At 67.9% G+C, this 20734-nt stretch carries 24 protein-coding genes and 6 pseudogenes; 21 read left to right on the forward strand and 9 right to left on the reverse strand.

Annotated features, from left to right (window positions below; genetic code table 11):
* On the reverse strand, positions 1-435 hold a 435-nt coding region (locus BM051_RS30200; protein WP_143095735.1), incomplete at its 3' end, for a DUF1259 domain-containing protein.
* Between the two features lie 183 nt (positions 436-618).
* Here BM051_RS30200 and BM051_RS28035 point away from each other — a divergent pair.
* The gene (locus BM051_RS28035; RefSeq protein ID WP_134046543.1) at positions 619-1005 is read left to right on the forward strand and encodes an ATP-binding cassette domain-containing protein; all 387 of its coding nucleotides are present in this window, start codon (positions 619-621) and stop codon (positions 1003-1005) included.
* Here BM051_RS28035 and BM051_RS28040 read toward each other — a convergent pair whose 3' ends face one another.
* Both BM051_RS28040 and BM051_RS28045 read right to left on the reverse strand, forming a co-directional pair.
* Positions 1006-1194 carry a hypothetical protein gene (locus tag BM051_RS28040; RefSeq protein ID WP_092537110.1) on the reverse strand — a complete coding sequence of 63 codons (189 nt, stop codon included), beginning with the start codon at positions 1192-1194 and terminating at the stop codon, positions 1006-1008.
* A 117-nt stretch (positions 1195-1311) separates the two neighbouring features.
* On the reverse strand, positions 1312-2289 hold the full coding sequence (locus tag BM051_RS28045; protein WP_092537113.1) for an isochorismatase family protein: 978 nt from the start codon (positions 2287-2289) through the stop codon (positions 1312-1314).
* A gap of 384 nt (positions 2290-2673) precedes the next feature.
* Between BM051_RS28045 and BM051_RS30775 the strand changes: the two are divergent.
* From BM051_RS30775 to BM051_RS28065, 5 genes and pseudogenes are all read left to right on the forward strand, one after another.
* Positions 2674-2733, forward strand: a pseudogene (locus BM051_RS30775) (hypothetical protein); the annotation flags it as partial.
* Between the two features lie 56 nt (positions 2734-2789).
* Positions 2790-3422, forward strand: a complete 633-nt coding sequence (locus BM051_RS30205; protein WP_243859925.1) for a hypothetical protein — start codon at positions 2790-2792, stop codon at positions 3420-3422.
* 113 nt (positions 3423-3535) lie between these two features.
* Positions 3536-4063 carry a hypothetical protein gene (locus BM051_RS28055; protein WP_092537116.1) on the forward strand — a complete coding sequence of 176 codons (528 nt, stop codon included), beginning with the start codon at positions 3536-3538 and terminating at the stop codon, positions 4061-4063.
* A 100-nt stretch (positions 4064-4163) separates the two neighbouring features.
* Positions 4164-4733 (forward strand): hypothetical protein, encoded by a 570-nt coding sequence (locus BM051_RS28060; protein WP_134046541.1) that lies wholly within the window; start codon positions 4164-4166, stop codon positions 4731-4733.
* A gap of 86 nt (positions 4734-4819) precedes the next feature.
* On the forward strand, positions 4820-5254 hold the full coding sequence (locus BM051_RS28065; protein WP_134046539.1) for a Mom family adenine methylcarbamoylation protein: 435 nt from the start codon (positions 4820-4822) through the stop codon (positions 5252-5254).
* 390 nt (positions 5255-5644) lie between these two features.
* Here BM051_RS28065 and BM051_RS28070 read toward each other — a convergent pair whose 3' ends face one another.
* Positions 5645-5992 carry a hypothetical protein gene (locus tag BM051_RS28070; protein WP_243859924.1) on the reverse strand — a complete coding sequence of 116 codons (348 nt, stop codon included), beginning with the start codon at positions 5990-5992 and terminating at the stop codon, positions 5645-5647.
* 243 nt (positions 5993-6235) lie between these two features.
* Between BM051_RS28070 and BM051_RS28075 the strand changes: the two are divergent.
* From BM051_RS28075 to BM051_RS28115, 10 genes and pseudogenes are all read left to right on the forward strand, one after another.
* A pseudogene (locus BM051_RS28075) lies at positions 6236-6370 on the forward strand (DNA-binding response regulator); the annotation flags it as partial.
* Between the two features lie 102 nt (positions 6371-6472).
* The gene (locus BM051_RS28080; RefSeq protein ID WP_092537128.1) at positions 6473-6856 is read left to right on the forward strand and encodes a hypothetical protein; all 384 of its coding nucleotides are present in this window, start codon (positions 6473-6475) and stop codon (positions 6854-6856) included.
* A 132-nt stretch (positions 6857-6988) separates the two neighbouring features.
* Complete coding sequence (locus BM051_RS28085; protein ID WP_134046537.1) at positions 6989-7492, forward strand: hypothetical protein; 504 nt, start codon at positions 6989-6991, stop codon at positions 7490-7492.
* A gap of 71 nt (positions 7493-7563) precedes the next feature.
* Positions 7564-7887 (forward strand): hypothetical protein, encoded by a 324-nt coding sequence (locus tag BM051_RS28795; RefSeq protein ID WP_134046535.1) that lies wholly within the window; start codon positions 7564-7566, stop codon positions 7885-7887.
* A 171-nt stretch (positions 7888-8058) separates the two neighbouring features.
* A complete protein-coding gene (locus tag BM051_RS28090; protein ID WP_134046533.1) occupies positions 8059-8976 on the forward strand; it encodes a hypothetical protein in 918 nt (305 codons plus the stop codon).
* A gap of 131 nt (positions 8977-9107) precedes the next feature.
* Positions 9108-9911 (forward strand): hypothetical protein, encoded by an 804-nt coding sequence (locus tag BM051_RS28095; protein WP_092537137.1) that lies wholly within the window; start codon positions 9108-9110, stop codon positions 9909-9911.
* 66 nt (positions 9912-9977) lie between these two features.
* A complete protein-coding gene (locus BM051_RS28100; RefSeq protein ID WP_092537140.1) occupies positions 9978-10202 on the forward strand; it encodes a hypothetical protein in 225 nt (74 codons plus the stop codon).
* Positions 10203-10376: 174 nt separating this feature from the next.
* A pseudogene (locus tag BM051_RS29325) lies at positions 10377-10862 on the forward strand (DNA-processing protein DprA); the annotation flags it as partial.
* Positions 10859-11569: a M48 family metallopeptidase gene (locus tag BM051_RS29330; protein WP_166677892.1), complete on the forward strand. Its 711-nt coding sequence runs from the start codon at positions 10859-10861 to the stop codon at positions 11567-11569. The pseudogene BM051_RS29325 and the gene BM051_RS29330, both read left to right, overlap by 4 nt.
* A 240-nt stretch (positions 11570-11809) precedes the next feature.
* A complete protein-coding gene (locus BM051_RS28115) occupies positions 11810-12106 on the forward strand; it encodes a hypothetical protein (RefSeq protein WP_134046529.1) in 297 nt (98 codons plus the stop codon).
* A 370-nt stretch (positions 12107-12476) separates the two neighbouring features.
* Here BM051_RS28115 and BM051_RS28120 read toward each other — a convergent pair whose 3' ends face one another.
* The 3 genes and pseudogenes from BM051_RS28120 to BM051_RS28130 form a co-directional block, all read right to left on the reverse strand.
* Positions 12477-13442 carry a C40 family peptidase gene (locus tag BM051_RS28120; protein ID WP_092537149.1) on the reverse strand — a complete coding sequence of 322 codons (966 nt, stop codon included), beginning with the start codon at positions 13440-13442 and terminating at the stop codon, positions 12477-12479.
* A gap of 3 nt (positions 13443-13445) precedes the next feature.
* Complete coding sequence (locus tag BM051_RS28125; RefSeq protein WP_092537152.1) at positions 13446-14483, reverse strand: replication-relaxation family protein; 1038 nt, start codon at positions 14481-14483, stop codon at positions 13446-13448.
* Between the two features lie 152 nt (positions 14484-14635).
* Positions 14636-15799: pseudogene (locus BM051_RS28130) on the reverse strand (type IV secretory system conjugative DNA transfer family protein); the annotation flags it as partial.
* A 67-nt stretch (positions 15800-15866) separates the two neighbouring features.
* Between BM051_RS28130 and BM051_RS30780 the strand changes: the two are divergent.
* The 4 genes and pseudogenes from BM051_RS30780 to BM051_RS28145 all read left to right on the forward strand — a co-directional run.
* Positions 15867-16052, forward strand: a pseudogene (locus BM051_RS30780) (site-specific DNA-methyltransferase); the annotation flags it as partial.
* A gap of 223 nt (positions 16053-16275) precedes the next feature.
* Positions 16276-16614, forward strand: coding sequence for a hypothetical protein (locus tag BM051_RS30215; RefSeq protein WP_243859921.1), 339 nt, complete (start codon positions 16276-16278; stop codon positions 16612-16614).
* 95 nt (positions 16615-16709) lie between these two features.
* Positions 16710-16883 carry a helix-turn-helix domain-containing protein gene (locus tag BM051_RS30220; RefSeq protein WP_092537158.1) on the forward strand — a complete coding sequence of 58 codons (174 nt, stop codon included), beginning with the start codon at positions 16710-16712 and terminating at the stop codon, positions 16881-16883.
* Positions 16884-17074: 191 nt separating this feature from the next.
* Positions 17075-18184, forward strand: coding sequence for a tyrosine-type recombinase/integrase (locus BM051_RS28145; protein ID WP_092537173.1), 1110 nt, complete (start codon positions 17075-17077; stop codon positions 18182-18184).
* A 25-nt stretch (positions 18185-18209) separates the two neighbouring features.
* Here BM051_RS28145 and BM051_RS30815 read toward each other — a convergent pair.
* Positions 18210-18338: pseudogene (locus BM051_RS30815) on the reverse strand (IS3 family transposase); the annotation flags it as partial.
* Between the two features lie 816 nt (positions 18339-19154).
* Here BM051_RS30815 and BM051_RS28155 point away from each other — a divergent pair.
* Positions 19155-19493, forward strand: coding sequence for a hypothetical protein (locus BM051_RS28155; protein WP_092537164.1), 339 nt, complete (start codon positions 19155-19157; stop codon positions 19491-19493).
* Between the two features lie 819 nt (positions 19494-20312).
* On the opposite strand, the gene BM051_RS28160 is transcribed toward BM051_RS28155, so the two are convergent.
* On the reverse strand, positions 20313-20734 hold a 422-nt coding region (locus BM051_RS28160; protein ID WP_218151707.1), incomplete at its 5' end, for a hypothetical protein.

A 20734-nucleotide genomic window follows, 5' to 3' on the forward strand; every position in this document is an offset into this window, starting at 1 on the left:
GGTCTGCCCGATACCGTTCGCGTGCAAGGCGTCGGTCACCCGCGGCAACTCGTCCTCGGTGACCACCAGATCACCCATCATCATCGTCTGCCCGTCCGGATAACGGGCGAAAACGACGTAGGAACCCAGCGCCAGGCCCGGTGTGACGGCCACGTCCCTACTTGTCACGGAAAGGTCCCGACGGGGGAAACCGACCCGGTACACCGTGCCGTTCGACAGTGTGCCGCTGCGCCCCAACGCCTCGGCCACACCCTCCCAATCGCTGTCCTGGGTGGTCACCGGTTCCGCGACCGGCCCCCCGCGCGCGTTGGACTGGTGAGCCGGTGGCGCCGCCGAATCTCCCGCATCCGAATCTCCTGCGTCGCCGGAGCACCCCGCCACAAGCACGGCCACCCCCACCGCCGCGAGCAGCCGAGCCAGGCTCACCTGCGCCATCACTACCATCTCCCTCAGTCGGCATCCAGATGCAACCATGGTTGCGGTCATACCGTGAGATCGCAGGCTGAGTACCGGAAGCGCGTGCCGTATCCGCCCTTGCCGCGGCCAGCGTCGCCAAGGCCAGCACCACCGTGACCGCCGACATCGGACGCGGCCAGGTCACCGTGCTGACCGGACCGAGTGGGCAGGCAAGAGATGCTGCTGCGCCTGCTCAACCGGCTCGACGACTCCACCGGCGGTCGGGTGCCGGTCGACGGCAGCCCGATCGGCGAGGCCGACGTGCTGGCCCTGCGGCGCCGCGTGGTCCTGGTCGGCCAGCGTCCGGTGTTGCTCACCGCCTCGGTCGCTGCCGAGCTCCGCGTCGGGCACGGCGACCTCGCCACCGAGGACGCCGACCGACTGCTCGTCACCGTGGGACTGCCCGCGCACTATCGGCGCCGATCAACCTCGGATCTATCCGGTGGGCAGGTGCAGCGGCTCTGCCAGGCTCGCGCGCGGTGGCATCGGAAGGGCTGCTGGAGGAGCCGACCAGCCACCTGGATACCGCGAGCGCGATCCATGCCGTGATCACGCAGCACGGGGGATCGCGGTGGCGGTCAGCCACGACAGCGCCTGGATCACCTCGTGCGCCTGCACGCCGGACCAACCGGAGTCGGCCACATCGCCCCCGGCGAGGCGGTGGTCACCCAGCGCATCCCCGGCCGCGACGACACTGACATCAGCACCAAAACCGCGCTCTGGGGAACCTTCTGCCACCACAACCTCCTCTTCCCAATCGCGCGCAGGCCGAGCAGTGGGCCGCCGGCCGCGAGGACATCGCCATCCTGTCTATCGCCGACGGCTTCACCGTCGCCACGGTTGCGGTCGTCTGTCTCAGCCACCGGTCGGTGCGTGGGTGCGGTAGAGCGCTGCGACCTCGGCGGCCGGTGTGCCGAGCTTGACGGCGGCGGTCTCCGCAGTGGGGGGCTCATCCCAGGGCAGCTTGGAGACCACCAGCTTGGGGATGTTGATGAAGGTGCTGGTTCCGCTGCGGTGCGTGACGGCGTCCAGCGGCACGAACAGGTGCTTGTCGAAGATGGCTCCACGTTGCACGACGAGGTACCCCGGTACGCCCTCGGTCGCCGCGACGACCTCCTCCACGGTGCCGACCTGGCCGCGGTCCGAGCCGTACACGGTGTCGCCGGGCTGCACACCGGGTTCGGTCGGGATGGGCCCAGGCGCCAGGGAGCCGAGGAATTCGTCGACTTCGAGCACCGCGTTGGCGATGAGCGGGAAGTTCAGGTGGATCGACGCCTCGTAGGCGGGCAGGCTTTCCGCGCCGATCGCGTCGGAGAGGAAGGTGACGTCGTAGCCGAGCTCGGTGGCGTGGCGGCCGGTGGACTCCACGCACAGGTTCGCCGTCATCCCCGCGATGACCAGGTGCGTGGTGCCCAGCCGGTCGAGGTGTTCCCGCAGGTCGGTCTGCAGCACGTCGGTGCCCTTGTGCGGCGCCAGGATGATGTCGCCCGGCTGCGGCTGGATGTCGGAGTGGAAGTCAGCGCCGAAGGACCCGGCGAGGAACATCCTGTTCTCGAACATCAGCCGATTGATACCGCTGCGGCGCTGGAGTCCCTCGTTGGCGTAGTCCTCGGCCGTGTAGGCCATGGGCCCGAACAGCACCGGCACGCCCGCCTCACGGGCACCTTGGGTCAGCCGCGCGAGTTGGGCGACGACATCGTTCTTCTTCACCGTCGACTTCGTCATCTCCCACGCGGCACCGTCCTCGTGCAGGAAGTCATTGACGGGATCGATCACCAGAACCGCTGTGCGCGTCGGATCGAACGACGTGTTGGGGTTGCTGTGGGTGGCCATGAGATTTCCTCCTGTCTGCGGCCCGTGGGGGTACCGGCACGGCCGCCGTGGACCCGGTTCCATCGTCACAGACTTCCCCCGCCGCACACTCGCCAACCGGCAACTGTCACGCCGCCGACAATCTCCGCCGAGCCTTCGAGACTTCCGCTCCCGTCACCAACACCGGCGGAACCGCAAGTGCAGCGAAACTCAGCTGCAGCGAGCCTTAGGGGTCCGGCACCACTGGGCCCCGCTGAAGACAAGCACGGAGTGACGTGGCGTGAAAGCACCGGGCCCAGGTGACAACGAGTCACCACCCGACCTGCTCATTCGGTCCGGTCGAGCATTGCTCGGTGCCAGCAAGCGCGCCTGAGTCGCGACGAGGCCGCCAGCAGCGGACGCCGCATCGTAGACACCTGGCTGCCCATCCACGACTGGACGGAAACCCAGGTGTGGCAACGCATTCGCCAGTCGGGTGTTCCATACCACCCGGCCTACGACCAGGGCATGACCAGACTGTCGTGCTCGCTAGCCGCGCCGATCTCGTTCGAGCCGCGCAGCTTCGCCCAGATCTGGCTGCCGAGTACGCCGCGGTGGAAGCCGAGATCGGCCACCGTTTCCGCAACGACATGTCCATGTCGGACATCATCGCCGCAGCAGCCACCAGCAGTCCGGTCAACCCGGAAAGCCCCGAGCACGCCGCCGTGGTCGAGCTCGGTCGCGGTCAGCTCTGGTGGCCGCGGTTTGAACGGCAAACCGACCGCTACGGAACCGTCTTGCTGTGTACAGGTCCGGATGGTGAGGATTACGCCTCCTTCGAGTCGGCTCCCGTGGGCACCCGCGGCCAGCTCGTCGCCGTCGTGCTGGAAACCCGGCCTTCCGTCCACTGTGGTGACCTCGCACGCGGCCTAGCGCCGACGACCCCGGCGGTCGGGGAGGAGATCACGCTCGGGGCGGGCACCGTGTTCACCGAGACCGACCCGGACACCGGTCGGCCCACCGCCATCGGGATGGCCCCGGACGACGGCCGGGATGAGGACTGGCTGGACCCACGTGCCCTCTACCGCTGCCACAACCAGACCGTCCGGCTCGAATTCCGCGCTGCTCGCCACGCCGAGTTCCGCAGGTCCGAGGACCCACCGCACGCTGCCTGACCGCTGCTCGGCACAGGCACGCGGGTGGTCCCCGCTGGTCAACCCCATGGATCTGCGGGACTCGGCCATTCCCGTGCGCCTCAACGCAAACCACAGCCAACAGGAGCTACGTCATGACCGACACATCCGTCCCCCCGATTCCCGCCTGGCTGGCCCATCTGCCCACGGTCGACGGTCTCGCGGTCCCGTGGATCACACCCCGTACCGCCGACGGCCGGTACCTGTTCGGATCGGTCGACCGCGATCGGATGGAGCACGCGTTGCTGCGCCGATGGTGCGGCGTGTGCGGTCGGCCCCATGCCGACCGGCTGGTGTTGCTGATGCGGCTGTCCGACCTACCGCGCCGGTGCACTAGCGAACCCCCGCTGCATCCCCAGTGCGCCGCCTACACCATCACGGCCTGCCCGATGGTCGCGGGGCGCCTCGACCACTACCGATCTACCCCGCCACGACTGGACGCCACGATGGCGCCGGCACCGGACTCAGCGGCCCGGCAAGGCTCGCCCGCCGAGCCGTGGTTCGCCGTGTGGCTGGACGGCTACCGGGTCGTCACCGACCACGGCAACCTCGCCGCGTCCTACGCCGACAGGCGCCCCCTGCGTTTCCGGTCCATCACCTGGCGGCTGCCCGGCATCCCCTGAGACACCGCGCACCCAAACACCAGCGCGGTTCGCCAACACGGGCGCGTGCTCGACCCGCGCTCACACCCCTTGCCATCACACCGAAATGGAGGACGCCCGCATGCGCCACTACAGCCCACCCACCGTCGCACCGGACGACGAGTTCGACATGTACGGACTCGAACTGGAACTGGGCACCTGGGCCTACATACTCGATGACTTCGGCATCGTCTATGGACCCGGCTGGTACCCGTTCCACCGCGCGATGGCCCGATCCGAACAGAACCCGTCCGCCCCGCTGCTGAACCGCGCCGTGCCGGTCGGCAAGACCAAGCCCACGGGCGTCCGGCTCTCGCCGAACGTCGCCGAGTACTCGTGGCGCAACGAGTACGTCCTGCTGGCACCGATCGATCACCGCGTACAGGCCCGCACGCGGCTGTTCGTCCGCAAGCAGGGACTGGGCGCCATGGTCCGCCGCATCACCGTCGAGGTCGACCTCCGGGCCGAGCGCGTCACGATCCCCGACCAGTGCCCGGCGGCACTGCGGGAACAGGCCGAGGTCAAAGGTCAACGCGTGCTCGACTTCCTCACGGCCGCGCGCCGCGAACGCCGCCGTCGCGCGAAGGCACCGACCGCAGTGCTCGGTCCGTGGGCCCAGGACCAGTCCGCGGGACCGCAAGCCGCGACGTGAGAGCAACTCGCCGAGCAACCCCAAGCACCAGCAAAGGGAGTTATCTCGCAACCCCTTGCCACCCCTCGAAGGGAGGGAAACCAACCATGTCCACCCCTGGCCTCACCCAGCGGTGGCGCAACGGCACCCACCGCTGGCGCACAGCAGCAGGACACGCCTTCAAACCCGACCGCTACGGCGTGTCCGAACTGGACAGCACCATGGCCGAGGAGTTCTGCGTTCGTCATCACTACTCGGCCGCGTGGCCGGCCACGAAGTACCGCTTCGGGCTGTTCGACCTGCACGCGTACGAACCGCAATTGGTGGGCGTTGTCGCCCTGGGCATCCCGATGAGCAACCAGGTCCTCACCAACCCGTTCCCCACCCTGGTGCCCAACGAGGAGTCACTTGAACTGTCCCGTTTGGTCTTGCTGGATAGCGTCGCCTTGAACGGAGAATCATGGTTCTGTGCAAGCGTTTTCGTCCGTGCCGTTGAACACGGCGTGCGAGGGCTGGTGAGCTTTGCCGACCCCGTTCTGTGAAGACAGGCGGTAGTTGTCACTAGCGAGTCTTCGCGAGCTGGTGTTGTGTTCGTGGATTCCAGCGGTGGTTGTCACCGGGTACAGGTCTTACTTGTCACCTGGTGCCGGTACAGACGTGGTTGTCACAAGATCGAGTGATGTCTGGTGGGTAGCGCGCGTTGGTGCACCGGGTGGGCCGCGCTGCTGACTTGGATGGCGCGGTGAACGCGAGCGGACCCACAGCCCCGTGCTCCGGTGTGGTGAAGGGGAATCACCGCCGACCGGGAGGGACAAGCCATCGCGCAACCCGCCGTGAGGAGCGTCCCGTACGCGAAAGCGCTCATGCCCGCCGCTGCATGACACACCACGGCGGGACCCTCGCGCGTGTGTGGGTGCCGTGCTGCTCAGTACCTACCGTGGGCGGTTGAACCAGGCGCCGGCCTGTGCGGTGACCATCAACGCCAGGATGATGCCGCCACAGGCGAGCCCGATGACCGGCCCGCCCGTGAAGATGAGGCCGAAGCCGTCCCCGAGGCCCAGGCTGCCCAGGCAGGCCACGATCATCAGCGAGGCGTACACGATCGTGGTGACCCGGACACCTCCGCCGCCGGTGGCGAACTTCGTCCCCAGGATGATCGACAGCGCACCCAGGCCCAGCAGCACACTGACGATGGCGACGGCATCGGCGATGCTGCCGCCAGCGTTAGCGACAATGCCGGCTAAGAGGCTGGCGACGAGCACACCGACGGTGAGCTGCATGCCACCCATGACAAACAGGAGTACCCGCGCCCCCCTCATCAGTCCGGGCATGTCCATGCCCGTCGGATGGCCCGGGTAGCCGTAGGAGCTGTTCGGGGCACCGGATCTCATGGTGGCGTTTCCTCCGTCGGACGTCCGGGACGGCGCAGTGTACGACGGAGGCAGGGGTGAGGGTGGTGCAGTCCTCAGCAGCCCGTCCCTCCGGTACTGCCCGCGACACACCGCCCGCCCACCCTAGTTGGCATGATCCTGACGCCGCCGAGGGGCCCCAGCGTAAGACCTGCGAGAGTCCTCCTCGCCGACGACGAGGCGATGGTCCGTGCCGGGGTGCGCGCCATCCTCGACACCGACGCCGGGATCACCCTGGTCGCCGAGGCCACCGCAGCCACTCACGTCCGGGGACAACTAACGCTGGGATGTGACAACTGACGTCTGTCGTCACACGTTCCACGCTGGCGCACCGCCGAGGGTCGGACCGAGATGATCAAGCCTGGGCACCTCGGCATCGTGTACCAGGCGCTGAACTTCGATTACCTCGGTCGGTCCACTCGCCGCACCCTCACCTTACTGCCCGATGCGACGGTGCTGACCGCCCGCACACAGGCGAAAGTCACCGGTGGCGAACGTGGACGCAACGGCGTCGTGGCCCGACTCGTCACGCTCGGCGCCGCACCACCTCACCCCGGCGAGGACCTCGCGCAGTGGCTCGCCACCGCCCTGCGCGCAATCGGAGCACGTCGCCAACACCACCCCGGCAACCACCGGTACGCGATCCGTCTCGGCCGCACCCGAGGCGAACGCACCCGCACCACCATCGTCATGGCCACCGGCCCGTACCCGAAGCCACGCCTCGCTGCCGCGTAACGAGCGCGACCACGAGACAGCTCCGCTGACGCGCCACGCCACCCGAAACGCCACCGCAATCCACCACCAGAAAGGGGCTCAGCCATGCCCAAAACAGCCGAGAACTACTCCCCAGTGGACATTCTGCATGAGGTGACCAGCTTGCTGAAAGGGGTCTTTCAGCAAATCGACTGGGCAGAAGACGAGATTCGCCGGGCTATGAGGCGGCACCCGTCCGAACGCGATCTCCTCTATCACAGCTTTCCCCTTCTCGTGGCCACGCACAAACTCATGGCTACCGAGTTCGTCTACCGGTCACACTGCCGCGAGCTCCTGGAGCGCCTGGTCAACGACGCGGACACGCGGCCGGACACCGCCGCCGAGGTGTGCTGCCTGTGCCGCGACGTCAGTCTGCGTGCCCCGCTGAGGTCGCCGGCCGCGGGGCTGTACTTCCGCATGTGGGCCGCCGCGTTCCCCGGCAAGCCGCTCGACGACGACAGCCGCCAGCACCATGAAGCGCTGGAAGGGTCGACCATCGACGACCTCGAAGCGATCGCACGACGCAAGCTGGCCGTCAAGAACCGCAAGCTCGGCGAGATCACCTGCGACGGTCGCCACGACGGCGACATCGTCCAATGCAAGTACGCCGGAGCGTGAAACAGCCAGCCTCGAAGCGTGCCAGCCAAACCGTGCCACGAGCGGCCGGGCGCCGTTGATCCTCTCGGCGAATGGGCCCGGCCGCCGGCTTTGGTGCTGTCGCCATCCCTCCGCCACACCACTATCCGTCCGCAGAACAACAACGCACGGAGGACGACATGGAAAGGAGAGCACCCGACGCCTCCACTCACGTCGACACCAACCCGATCCACCACACCGATCTGACGCCGTATGCGTGGTCGTACGGCATGGGAGCAGAGTCAACCGCCGGGATCTGCCGGATGCTCACCGACCCCAGCACCCGGCCCGACACGATCGCACCCGATTACTCCAACCTGGTCGTTGTGATCGCACAGACCGGGGACGAGTGGAGCACCACCGGCAAGCTCGTCTAGCGGCACATCCTTCCGTTGCTCCGCAACCACAACGTGCGCCTGGTTGAGGTGGCCCGCAACGGTCCGACCAAAAAGGATGGTGTAGCGGTCCTGCAGGACACGCGCCAACCGTACCGGTTGCACCTGGAGGGCGCCTACAAGATCTCGCACGAGAACCGGGCAACTGGAACGATGCCCCAGCTCGGTGGCATCCGGAAATGCAGCCAGAAAGCCAAGGGCTGGCCCCAGGATGCCTGGCGTGCCCAGGAGTTCGGCGACCGCCGGTACATCCACGCGATCGGGTTCAACGTCAACGAGTACACCAGAATTACACGCGACTCGGCGTACTCCATGGGTGGCCAACGCATTCCCACCTACCCGATCTACGAGTGGGGATGGAGCAGGCAGGACAGTATCGACTACCTGTATCGCGAGTTCGGCGTGGTGTGGCCGAAAAGTTGCTGCCGCCATTGTCCCTACGCTGGCTGCCAAGCTGGGTCGCCCGAGCAACTCGTTCGGTTCGCCACGCTACCGGCCGAGGCGGCGCAGCACATCATCGACGAGTACGTGTGCACCGCGCTGAACCCTCGATCCGGGTTGTTCGGTCCTGGCAAGTCGTTGATCAGCCGGTTGCAACGCGACCAGGTGACCGAGCCGGTCAAGCTGGCTGCCGCGCGGATGAAGAGGATTCCGTGGGCGGTCTACCGCGTGCGCCGCTTCTACTCCGCGCCTGCCAGCGCGGTCCGCTCAGTGGATCGCGTCCTGCTCGGCGGCCACCTGGTGGTGTACGCCGCGCTGGAGGAGATGAGCGATCTCGTCGGCGTGCCGTTGGTGCGCAACGACCAGATCGCGGGGGCTCCGGTATGCGGCGATCGGGGTATTCATCGACGCCTGTGGGTGCGCCGACGGCGGGACGGGGTGTACCCGGCGATGGAGGAGTTCTACACCGTGGCCCCGGCCCAAGCGCTCGACAAGGCCACGGACCGCTTCGACGACACCTGGGCCGCGCACACCGACACGCTGCTCGCTCGCCTGGAACGCCGCTGCGAGGCCGCGGCTGACGTGGTGCGACACGCCCTGACTCGGCCCCGGTTCACCAGCGCGTCCTGACCGGCAGCGCCTGCACTCGGTGCGATCCCACCAAGCCGGCTCGCCGCGGTGTTCGCGTGCGGCACCGTCGATTCCCGGCGCGGCGCACACCGCAGTTACGCACTTTTCTTGCTCTGAAAGGAGATACCGTCATGGCTCCGTTCGAATTGCACACCGCACACATCGACGGACTCGTCAACGCCGGCCTCCAGTTCGGCGTGATCGCCACACTCGACGACGCCACGCTGGCCGGCCAGATGCTGCTCCAGCAGCACCATCGCAGCATCGGGGTGCTACGTGACCACGACGACCCGCCGGACTACACGGCGGCCCTGGCTGATCACACATTCCACGCGGTCGCGGTGCTGAGTCTGCTGGACTGCTACGAGTACCAGTCGGACGAAACGGCTGACTGGAACACCAGCCCCGCGCACGCGTGGACGAGCCGGCTCCGCGACGAAGTCCTCAGCAGGCTTCCCGCCGAGGCCAAGGCCAGGGTGCGCTACGGGTCGCTGTCTGTCCCGGCCTACCCGCTCCTGCCCGCCTACACCGACACCCCCTGGGGCGTCACGGCGCTGGAGCAGATCCCCGGCATCGAGGACGGCACCGTCGAGATCCCCGTGGTCCGCAAAGGACTGCCCGCCGAGATCCTGACCGGGCCAATCCACTGCCCGAACGGCGGGTTGTCCTCCCGCGTCCGGCATGTGACCATCCTCGGCCTCGGCCAGGACCGGGAGCTGCCCGCCTTCGCGCGGCTCCGCGAGCCGTCCGACCAGGCGCCGGGGGTGTACCTGCTGTTCGAGCACGGCCGGTACGTGGCCCGCCCGGCCGACGCCCCGCCCGGTATGTGGTTCGCCGCCTCGGGCGCCTTCATCCACACCGGCGACTGGCGCTGGCGCGAGCTGATCGGCCACCGCCTGCCGATCCCGTTGCACGACCACCACCCCGAGCGCTGACAGCCGCGCCCGCCACCGCGGTGCCGGCTGTTCGGTCATCCCCGTTTCCCTCGAAGGAGTTGCACCATGCCTCTCACCGACCCACAGCACGCACGCTTGTTCCTGCTGTACGCCGCGGAGCCACCCGCACCCGCGCTGCACGACTTCGTCGCCGCCCACGGGCCCGTCGCCGCCGTCGAACGCATCCGCGCCGGGACCGCCCCGCCCGCGGTCCTGGCCGAGATCACCCGACCGAGCCGCGACTGGACGACGCCCTCCGCGCGATCGACGCCGGGACCGCCACGCTGGTGACCCCCGAAGACGACGACTGGCCGCTCTGCCGGCTTGCCGGCATGGCCGGCCATGGCCTGGGCGCACCGCTGGCGCTGTGGACACGTGGCTCGGCATCCCTCGCCGAGCTCACCCGCACCGCCGTGACCGTGACCGGCACGGCCGTGTCCACCGGGCACGGCTTTACCCGTCGCCGCGGACCTCGCCTACGAACTGGCGCAGTCCGGCGTGACCATCCTCAGCGGCGGCGCCTTCGGCATCGACGAGAGCGCCCTCCGCGGTGCGCTCACCGGGGACAGCCCGGCCGTCGTGGTCCTGCCCTGCGGAGTCGACCTGGACTACCCGATGGCGCACACGCGCCTGTTCGCCGAGATCGTCCGAACGGGCGGGCTGCTGGTCGGCGAGTACCCGCTCGGCTCACTTCCGACGCGGGCACGATTCATTGCTCGCCGTCGTCTGCTGGCCGCACTCGCCGCCGCGACCGTGATCGTCGAAGCCGGGCTACGCAGTGCCGCGCTGACCACGGCCCGCGCCGCCGGACACCTGGGGCGGCGGGTCTACGGCGTGCCGGGGCCGATCACCTCCGCCGCCTCGGCCGGGGTCAACGAGCTGCTGCGCACCGGAGACGCCACCGCGATCGGTTCCGTGGACCACATCACCTACCAGGAGGGATTGCGGTGACCGGACCTGACGTCTACACAGCGGCCATCGCCGCGCTCGGCCTGCCCGCCGAGTGGCAGGTCACCGTGGCGCTGCGACCTCGACGCCGCTCCCTCGGCATCGAGGTCCTGCCCGGCGGCACCGTCACCGTCCTGATCCCGCCGCAAGCCGACCCCGAGCAGGCCGTCCGGTTCGTCCGCGGTCACCGACGCTGGATCACCGAGAAGGTCGAAACAGCCGTCCGGCTGGCGCCGAACCACCCGGTCAAGCAGTTCGTCGACGGCGAGACCTTCGACCTGCTCGGCCAGCGCTACTGGCTCCACCTCGTCGACGCTCCGGCGGCCGGCGGTGGGCGGCAGCTGCCAGCACTCGCGCCCGACAACCTCCTGTACGCGCGGCGAGAGTGCCCGGACCGTGTCCGGCGCGCGATCATCGAGCTGTACCGACGGGAGGGGCTGGCCTGGGCCGTTCGGGAAGGCAGCGAGTACGAACGGCGGGGCCGGATCGAGGGCCTGCGCTACCAGGTGCGGGACCTGGGCCGGCGCCGCTGGGGCGTCTACCACGGCCCGCCCAAGCACACCACGGCCCTGCACTGGGCCGCGTTCGGCCTGCCGTTGCGGCTGATCGAGTACGTCCTCGTGCACGAACAAGCTCACGCCACCCGCCCCGGCGGGCAGCCCCACGGGCGAGCCTGGCAGCGCCAGATGACGCTCTGGATGCCGGACTGACGGCAACGGAAGGACGAGCTCGCCGAGGCCGGGCGCCATGCCTGGCTGGGGGACTTCGAGCCCGCACTGACCAGCCGTATCGCGCTACCAGGAGCGCATAGCGGTCACCCACGACGCGGATACGCAACGCCACACCGGCTGTCCTAGCAGGAGGACTGATAGACATGTGTGATAGACATACCGCGACAACGGAGCGTCATCGGCCATGGCTCGATGACAGCGAGCGAGAGAGGCTTCCCCATGAGCGAGCCCGAGGAAGTCCGTCAACTTCGCGCCTGCCGGGCTGAGGTCGAAGGGATCAAGAAGGAGCTGGAGGACGCTCGCGAACAACAGGCCAAGCTCGAAGAGAAGATCAACGGTCTTCTGAAGAAGCAACGCGAAGCCAGGAAGAAGCGGCGCGAGGCGGTGCTGGCTGCCGACGCAGCCGGGGTTCCGCGGTTGCGGATCTCCAAGGAAGTCGGCATGCAGCGCAGCAACGTGTACAAGCTGTTGGAGGGCGCGGACACCGGCGATTCAGACACTAGCGATGATTCGTGAGTGCCCCGCCATAGCACCTCGGTACCGGCGTCCGAGAACGTCCCAGCACCGGAGGAACATCGTGGATCATGACGACTGCCCGGGGCGTGACGGGGGGACGGAACTGTCGCGTGAGGCGCCCGACGGCGCCAACTCGGACGCGAAGACAGAGCCGCTGCCTGGCTACTGCTGGTACGGCTCCAGGCTCGTGCCGTCCGAACCGAAGCGGGGAGGATCACCGAGCTGTTTCATCGGGTCCTGACGGAAGGATTGCCGCCGAGCTGAAACGGGTGCGGGTGCCTGTGTCGACGCGAGGCGGGACCGGCAGCGTTGACGTACATTCAAGATGCTGCCGGCCCACCGCCGTCGCCAAACGGTCCAGAACTCCTTGCTAGGCACGGGAATCCGTAACTGGCCGTGTGGCTCCTAGATAGTCGTCTCCCGACCAGCGGTAGGGGGCGATCTTGATCGGCTGGTTGAAGGTCGGGGCGTGGATCATCTTTCCTGCACCGAGGTACAGACCGACGTGGTGGACGTTGGACGGAGTTCCGTAGAACACCAGGTCGCCGGGCAGCAGCGGCTGGTGGGCGGGCACGAGCGGTCCGGCGTTGTACTGGGTCTGCGCGGTGCGGGGCAAGGATATTTCGGCGGCTCCGTAGGCTGCCTTGGTGAGGCCGGAGCAGTCGAATCCAGCGTCCCCGCCGGCTGGTCCATTACCGCCCCAGACATAGGGCAGGCCGAGTTGGCCACAGGCGAAGTTGATTGCTAGAGCTGCCGCCGGGTTGGGAGCCTGGATATTCGTGCAGTTTCCGGTGCCGACGCTGGCCTGGCCGTACTTGGCGGCTTGGGCGAGGACGTCGTTGACGTACCAGTCGGCGTGGTTGTAGTGCCATATCGCCTTGCGGATGTCGCGGTTGCCGCGGGCGCCGTTGTCGCACAGGTAGTAGGCGGCGGCGTAGATCGCGTCGTGCTTGTTCCAGGGGGACGGTGGGTTCTTGCCGCCCGGTGGGATGGGGTGCCGTGCGATGACTCCGTCAAATGTGGATTGCAGGAACTGCATGGGCCCGCGCGCACCCGCATGGTTCTGGGTTCCCTCGGCGACCCCAACCAGAGGACTTCGGCTGTGGTCGCTTTCAATCTTGCCGATGGCGGCCAAGATCGACCAATCTAGGCCGGGACAGACGGTGGCCGCGGCCTGGTAGAGGGCGAGGTAGTCGGGCGGGATGTCGGCGAGTGCTTCCTGGGTGGGCTGGGTATTGCCACCGCCGAAGAGCGCCTTGACGATGGCTTGCCCGACACCGCCGACGAGGATGGGGACGGCGATGAGCGCTACAAGGGCTGCCGTGGCGATCTTCATGGGTCACCTCCGGAAGCGGTTGGGGTGTGGTGGGGGTGGGAGCGGATTGGGCGCCATGAGCTCGGCCGGCCCCGACTGGTCCGCCGTGGTGGCGCCCGTTGCTGGGGTGGGTGTGTCGAGGTGGGGCCAGAGCTGGGCGAGCTCGGCGAGCCGGAGCCGACCGAGCCGACGGGAAGAGGGCCCGCCGATCGGCAGCCATCGCGCGACAGCTGGGTTGTTCTCGCCGGCAACCATGTCGGCGGCGCTCGTTGCCAGCGGAACCAGCGCTGGGCGGTCCAGGTGGGACAGTGCGTCAGCGAGGGCGCGGCGGGCAGCGATTTCGCGGCGGTTGGTAGGCAGCCACACGAGTACGGGGGTGGTGATTCCCGTTGCGGTGGCGAGCTTCTTGTAGTCAGCGAACTTGCTGGCGAGCTTGCCCAGGTCTTCGGTGCCGAAGTCGAATTCGAGGAAGAACTCGATCTGATGGCCGTCCTCGCGCCAGCGGCCATAGGCGTCGGGGCGAACCATGTCGCCGAAAAGCCGACGACAGCGCAGTTCGGACCACCAGGAGGTCAGCCGACCGCGGGCTCCGGGGCGGCGGCTGAGCGCGACGAGGGTGGTGAAGAACCCGTTGACGCCGACGGTATGGGCCAGGCGCAGCGAGTGCGCGATGCCAATCGCGTCCTCGTGGCGATAGCCGAGTTGCTTGGGATCGAGACCGTCCTCGTAGGCGAGGGCGACCGCTCCGGCGATGTCGAGCACGTAGTGCATCGGCGCGGTACCGGAGCTGACGAACGGCTGGAACCGGTCGACGACGCGCCACTTGAACAGTTGCAGGAGGCGGTGGTTGGCCGCCCGCATGGTCGGGTAGCAGAGTTCGACGATCTGCTGGGTGGTGAACACGCGGTGTTCGTGCAGCATTCGGGCCAGCCACCGATCCCGCTGGGTGAGGTGTGCGGCGAGTTGGGCGTGGTGCTCCCCGGTGGTGGCCGCTCGCGGCGTCGGGCGCTGGGGCATGTGGCCGCGAAGCGCGCGCTGCGGCGTGGGATTGGTAATGGTCATGGGTGAGCACCTCCCAGGGTGTGCGGATTCGGCGAAGCCAACGGTAAGAGCACACGCGGGCTCACCGGGAATCGTGTGAGCGAGTCCGCATGCGTTGCCGGGAGAAGGGAATGAGACGGGGACTACGCCGCGCGCCGTGGGTCCACTGTGGCCTATGTGGCGCGGTCGGTTGGACTATCGGCCTCGGCGACCGGTGGACGGGCGTTGATCCGGGCGGCCTTGCGGATTGCCTTGGCGCGTCCGGGGATCGCGGGCGGCAGCTTCTCGGTGACCGCGGTGAACGGCGGTGCTTCCTCGCCGCCCAGCACAAGCCGGGCGGCGACGTGGTAGACGCCGAGGTTGGACAGGTCGTGATCGCTCAGGCGGGGCAGGGTGTGCCGCGCTAGTCGTTTGGCGTCCTCGGGGGAGGCGTTGAAGAAGACCTTCGATCTGGAGTTCGTGCTGATGCCTTCTTCGAGGTCCTTGGGTAGCTGCCCGAGGTATTGGTGCGCCAACGTCATCGACAGGCGGTAGCCGCGCGCTTCGGCCAGCATGTCTTCCAGCGGGTAGGCGAGATTCAAAAAGTTGTGACACTCGTCGATGTACAACCCACAGTCACGGCGCTTGCGTTGCGGGATGCGGGCTCGGCGGGTGGCGGCTTGCCAGGTGCGGGCGACGACGATCGAGCCGACCAGTCGCGCGGTTTCCATACCCAGGGCGTCCCGCGCGATCCGCACCAAGCAGATCCCGCCGGTGTTGAGCACCTCATCCATGTCTACTGTGGAATCCCCGCCAGCGACGGCGGCACGAACGAACGGACGCAACAGGAACCCACGAACCTTGTTCATCAACGGTGCGATCACCTGGGCACGCGACGCTTCGGACAAGTCGTCGTACCAGGACCAGAACCCACGCAGCACGTCATCGTCGATCTGATCGCACGCACGGCGCCGGAACGCCGGCACGGTCAACAGCTTGGGCAAGTCGACCAAGGTCGGCGTACCCGGCAACGCCGTGAGCGTCAGCAGGCCGGCACGCAGGATGTCGTCGGTGCGCGGCCCCCACGAGGCGGCATAGATCCGGGAAAAGATCGACACCAGGTTGTCAACCGCGCGGGCCTTGTCCTCACCCTCCAACGGGTTGAGCACCGGCGGACGCGCCCGCGAGTCGGCGTCGAACAGCACCACCTTCTCGCCGAGCTCCTCGGGCAGGCGCATCAGGATGTCCGACACGAGGTCGCCCTTGGGGTCGACCACGACCACCCCGCGGCCGGCCTCGGCGTCAGCGAGGATCATCCGCGCCATCAGCTCGGACTTGCCGGAACCGGTGGCACCGATGCTGCCCGCCATCGCCCGCCACGCCATCGACACCTACACCGCCCCCGGCGATTTCGTCCTCGACCCCATGTGCGGAGTCGGCACCACCCTGGTCGAAGCCGTCCGCAAAGGCCGCGACGCCCTCGGCATCGAGTACGAACACCGGTGGGCCGACGTCACCGACGCCAACCTCGCCCTCGCCGCCAACGACGGCGGAACCGGTCGCGGCGAGGTCCACGTCGGCGACGCCCGCCAGGTGCTGCCCGACCTCGCCCAGCGCTACGCCGGGCGGGTCGAGCTGCTGGTGACCTCCCCGCCCTACGGGACCAGCGTCCACGGCCAAGTCCACGCCCCAGGGCACCGCCCGGTGCGCAAGCACCGACAACCGCTACGGCCGCGACCGCGCCAACCTCGCCCACCGCAGCCTGCCGTCCCTGCTACGCGGGTTCACCGACATCCTGCGCCGCGCGGTACCGCTGCTGCGCCCCGGCGGAGTCGTGGCCATCACCACCCGACCCTTCCGCGTCGACGGCGAACTCATCGACTTCCCATCGCTCACCCTCGACGCCGCGATCAACGCCGGACTCGACCCCGTCCAACGCTGCGTCGGCCTGTTGGCCGGGCTGCGCGACGGCAAGCTCGTCCCGCGCTCGTCGTTCTTCCAACTGAAGAACATCCGCGAACTCCGGGAGAGCGGCGTGCCCGCCTGGGTCATCGCGCACGAAGACATTCTGGTCCTCAGAGCAGGCCGAACTCGCTCGAGTTCAGGGAACGTGAAGCCCGCTGAACGCGGGTGCGACCACGCGGCACTACCAGCGACGCGGGGCCTGCGATGAGGCCCCACCGTCGAGGCGCCCCCGCCGCGCCCGCAAACCGTGCCGCGAGCCTCGACAGTCGCAACGAAAAGCGCGACGCCGAGAACCGTACGCAGGTGCGGCTCTACACCCCGGCGGAGGCAGCCCGCACGTTGGCGGTGAAGGAATCGTGGCTGCGTCGACAGGCCGGCGTCCGTGCCATCCCGTGCACCTTCCTCGGCAAGCACCTGCGGTTCTCCGAGGACGACCTCCGCGAGATCGTGCGCCGGGGTCGACGGCCACCCCGCTAACCGGAGCCGGAGCGGACACAAGGACAGGTCCTGCCAGAGGCCACGTCACGGCCTGGCTCCGAGGCTGGTGGGGGAGTGGCGCCCACAGGTGAACACATACCCCTTGCCCTTTGCCTGAAGGCGAGCGTGGCTGTGCCAGCCCGGTGCCGTCGCGGCTCGGGCAGCTAGGTCAACGCACAAGGAGGGTGATCATGGCGTGGACAGAACCCCATGGGGCGGGTTGGCGAGTCCGCTACTACCGCCACGACGGAAGCATCGGCAGCGAGTCCGGGTATACCGGCCCGGACCAGGCCAGCAGGCGCGCGGCCGATATCGAGTATGAACTGCGCAACCAGGTGTTCCAGGATCCCCGTAAGGCACAGACCACGGTGGGGGAGTGGGCCGAGGTGTGGTGCGAGGCCCACGACGTCGGCGAGGGCACCTGGGCGAAGTACCAGTCGCACCTGCGTAACCACATCCTGCCGAAGTTCGGCGAGACCCCGCTGGGCGAGCTCAGCAGGATCAGGATCAAATCGTGGGTCAAGGTGCTGCGTCGTCAGCTCAGTGACGCCACGGTCGCCGACGTGGTCACCTTGCTGTCGATGATCCTCGGGGAGGCGGCCGAGGAAACCTTGATTAGCACCAACCCGTGCCGGCGTCTCGGGGTGCGGTTGACGCCGTCGGCGCGGCGGTCGATCGCCGCACCGTGGCAGGTGGAGCGCATCGCCCGCCGCGCCGGCCCGACCGCCCGCGTGTTGGTCATCACCGCCGCCTACACCGGGCTGCGGTGGGGCGAGCTGGCCGCGCTGCAATGGCACAACGTCGATCTCACCGCAGGCACCATCACCGTCGACGAAGACAAAGGCGCCCTCCACGAACTCGGCGGCCGCCTCGAACTGGGCCCGCCCAAAACCCCGGCCAGCGTCCGCACCGTACACCTCCCGACCTTCCTCACCAGCTTGCTGACCGAACACGCCACCCAGCAGATCGGAGATCACGTGTTCACCGGACGCAACGGAGGACTACTGCGGCGAGCGAACTTCCGCGACCGAGTCTGGCGCCCCGCCGTAGCCGGCGACCAGCGACGCGGATGGGAACCGCTACACCCCGAACTCACCTTCCACGGACTGCGGCACACCCACCGCACCTGGCTCATCGAGGACGGGGTGCCGGAAGTACTCATCCACGAACGCCTCGGCCACCGCCTGCCCGGCATCCGCGGCATCTACTCCCACGTCACCCCACCCATGATCCAAACCATGCTCGCAGCACTGGACCGCCGCTGGACCCACAGCCCCACCCCTCACGACACCGCCCAGTGAGGCCTTGATCTGCCCGATGGTCGATATCGGCGAGGGCGTTGTCGTAGGAGTCGCCCCGGTGGCCCACGGACGGGATGGCGCCGGCCTCGACGAGCCGCTCGGTGTAGCGGATGGCGGTGTACTGGCTGCCGCGCTCGCTGTGCTGCACCAGCCCGTCCAGCTGCGCCCCGCCCCGGTCACGGCGGTCCCAGAGGGCGTGCTCGAGCGCCTCCAGAGGCAGTTCGGTGCGCAGGTGATCGGTCAGCGCCTAGCCGACGATCCGCCGGGAGAACACGTCGATGACCAGCGCCAGGTAGAGGCGAACCCGGTCCAGGTGCGGATGTAGGTCAGATCGCACACCCACAGCCGGTTCGGGCCGTCCGCGGCGAACCGGCGCTGCACCACATCCGGCGCCCGCTACGCCGCCACGTCGGGCACGGTGGTGCGCTTCGGCGTGCCGCGCCGCACCCCGGACAGCTCGCCTGCGCGCCTCAATCGAGCTACCTGGTCTCGACCCACGGTGATCGCCCTCGCGGCACAGCCCGGCGCGCATCGTGCGCACCCCGTACACGCCGTAGTTAGCGGCGTGAATGTCCTTGATCTGCTCGGTCAACACCGCATCGGACAGCGCCCGCGGCGATGGCGGGCCGCGAACGAGCGGCGTAGTAGCCGGACACGCTGAGGAACCCGGCGTCGCTGCCCCGCAGGACCGTGACGATCGGCTCGACCCCGAAACGATCCCTGTGCTCGTCGACGAAGCGGAGATCATCTCGGCCCGGGGCGGTCGAGCTCCGCCGCGAAGAACGCGCTCGCCGCCTTGAGGATCTCGTTCGCCCGGCGCAGCTCACGCACTTCGGTTCGCAACCGCTTCAGCTCGGCCGACTCTTCGCTCGTCGTGCCCGGACGATCACCCGCGTCGACCCGCGACTGGCGCGCCCATTTACGCACCGTCTATCGGCCCCGAGTTCGGCGCCCGGGGTGAACCTCTCGGGTGGCGAGCTGCAACGACTGGCCATGGCGAGGGGCGCTCTACCGCGGTCGGGAGCTGCTCGTCCTCGACGAGCCGACCTCCGCTCTGGGCGCCCGGTCCGATCGGCTGCTGCTCAACGAGCTGCCGACACTGCTGGCCGGTCGCACCTGTGTGTTGATCTCACACCGGTTCTGGAACGTGCGGCAGGCCGATCAGATATTCGTCTTCAACGACGGTCGCGTCGTCGAGCGGGGCACCCACGACGAGCTGATGGCCGAGCGCGGCCTGTACGCGGAGATGTACTCGTTGCAGGCCAGCGCGTTCACCACCGAACAGCAGTCGCTGGTGGGTGAGAAGTGACCGTGAGCATCGCAAGCCGGCAGTCTGATCGGCCACCCAACGCAGGCGTTGCGCGAGTACGCCGCCGGCCGGGACGTGCTCGGCGTGCTACAGCAGGGGGACGGGGTCCTCGCCGGCGCGGGCGGCAGCGGTCAGCAGGGCGTCGGTGAGGGGCGTGTCCTGCGCGGCCAGCGTGTCCGGCTGCTGCCGGATGTGCTTGGTCGCCGGCGTGGTAGCCGGGGCGTTCGGATTCGTGTGTCATGTGTGGTGGTCCAAGACCACGCTGGGAGTGCGGGACCGCGCTGCCGTCCACGGTCTGCCTGGTTAGGCCGTCGCGCGGTGAACACAGATGGAGTGAACACAGTAAGACAAGATCAACTGCTCCCATGTGTGCTCCCAGCAGTGACGAAATAGATTCGCCGCTATGGCTAGCCAATGGCCGCATGAACCACTACGGCTTGTGTCGAAGTCAGGCGCCAAGACCGTGCCGGAAACTGACGCGTCCTTGGCAAATTTGTGCTTGGCTACCCGTTCGACGTGCTCGCCCACGGAATTTTCCAAACGCTAATTATGGTCGGCCAGCACATTGATGGTGTGACGCAATCCTTGTTGCGTCACACCATCAATCTACTACTCACGCCCCAGATCAGCTTGATGAGATCGCTTCACTGCCAAATCAAAAACATGAGACCGGATGCACGTTCCCAGGATAAGCAGACCGAACACCAGCCGCATCCCCTGAGCCGACCCGACGACGGTTTCCGGCGGTGTATACGCAGAGTACAACCCTGTAGTCGGGTGCTGGAATGCTAATGGCGTCGATATCGACCCGCCTCCTTCTCAACCGTTTTTGATGTGGACATTGGGCAAGCCGGCCACTGCGTTCGCAAGTTTCCTGTGCGCCCGTGTCACCAGGGGGCCGTACTGGAACACCTTCGACTTGATGCCAATCTCCACACGAGCACCAGTGCCTTCCGCTGATACGACGACAGGGTAAAAGAAGCCCCAGGTGAAAGCGGTCGGCCGTGACGAAAGGATCACCAAGCCGCGGAAGGGGTCGACGTCCTCGACTGAGTAGCCAGACGGGCACTCCTGCGAGAGTAGAGCGTACACAACATCCGGTGAGGCTGCTGAATGCAAGACGATTCGCCGGGTGGTCATCGTGATGGTCGTCACTGAGCCCTTCCGGGTCAGGGCCACCAGCAACATCACGCCGACAGCAACTATCATGATGGCTACTGTGATGAGAATGGTTACGAGGG

The sequence above is a fragment of the Amycolatopsis arida genome, assembly GCF_900115565.1.
Lineage (GTDB): Bacteria > Actinomycetota > Actinomycetes > Mycobacteriales > Pseudonocardiaceae > Yuhushiella > Yuhushiella arida.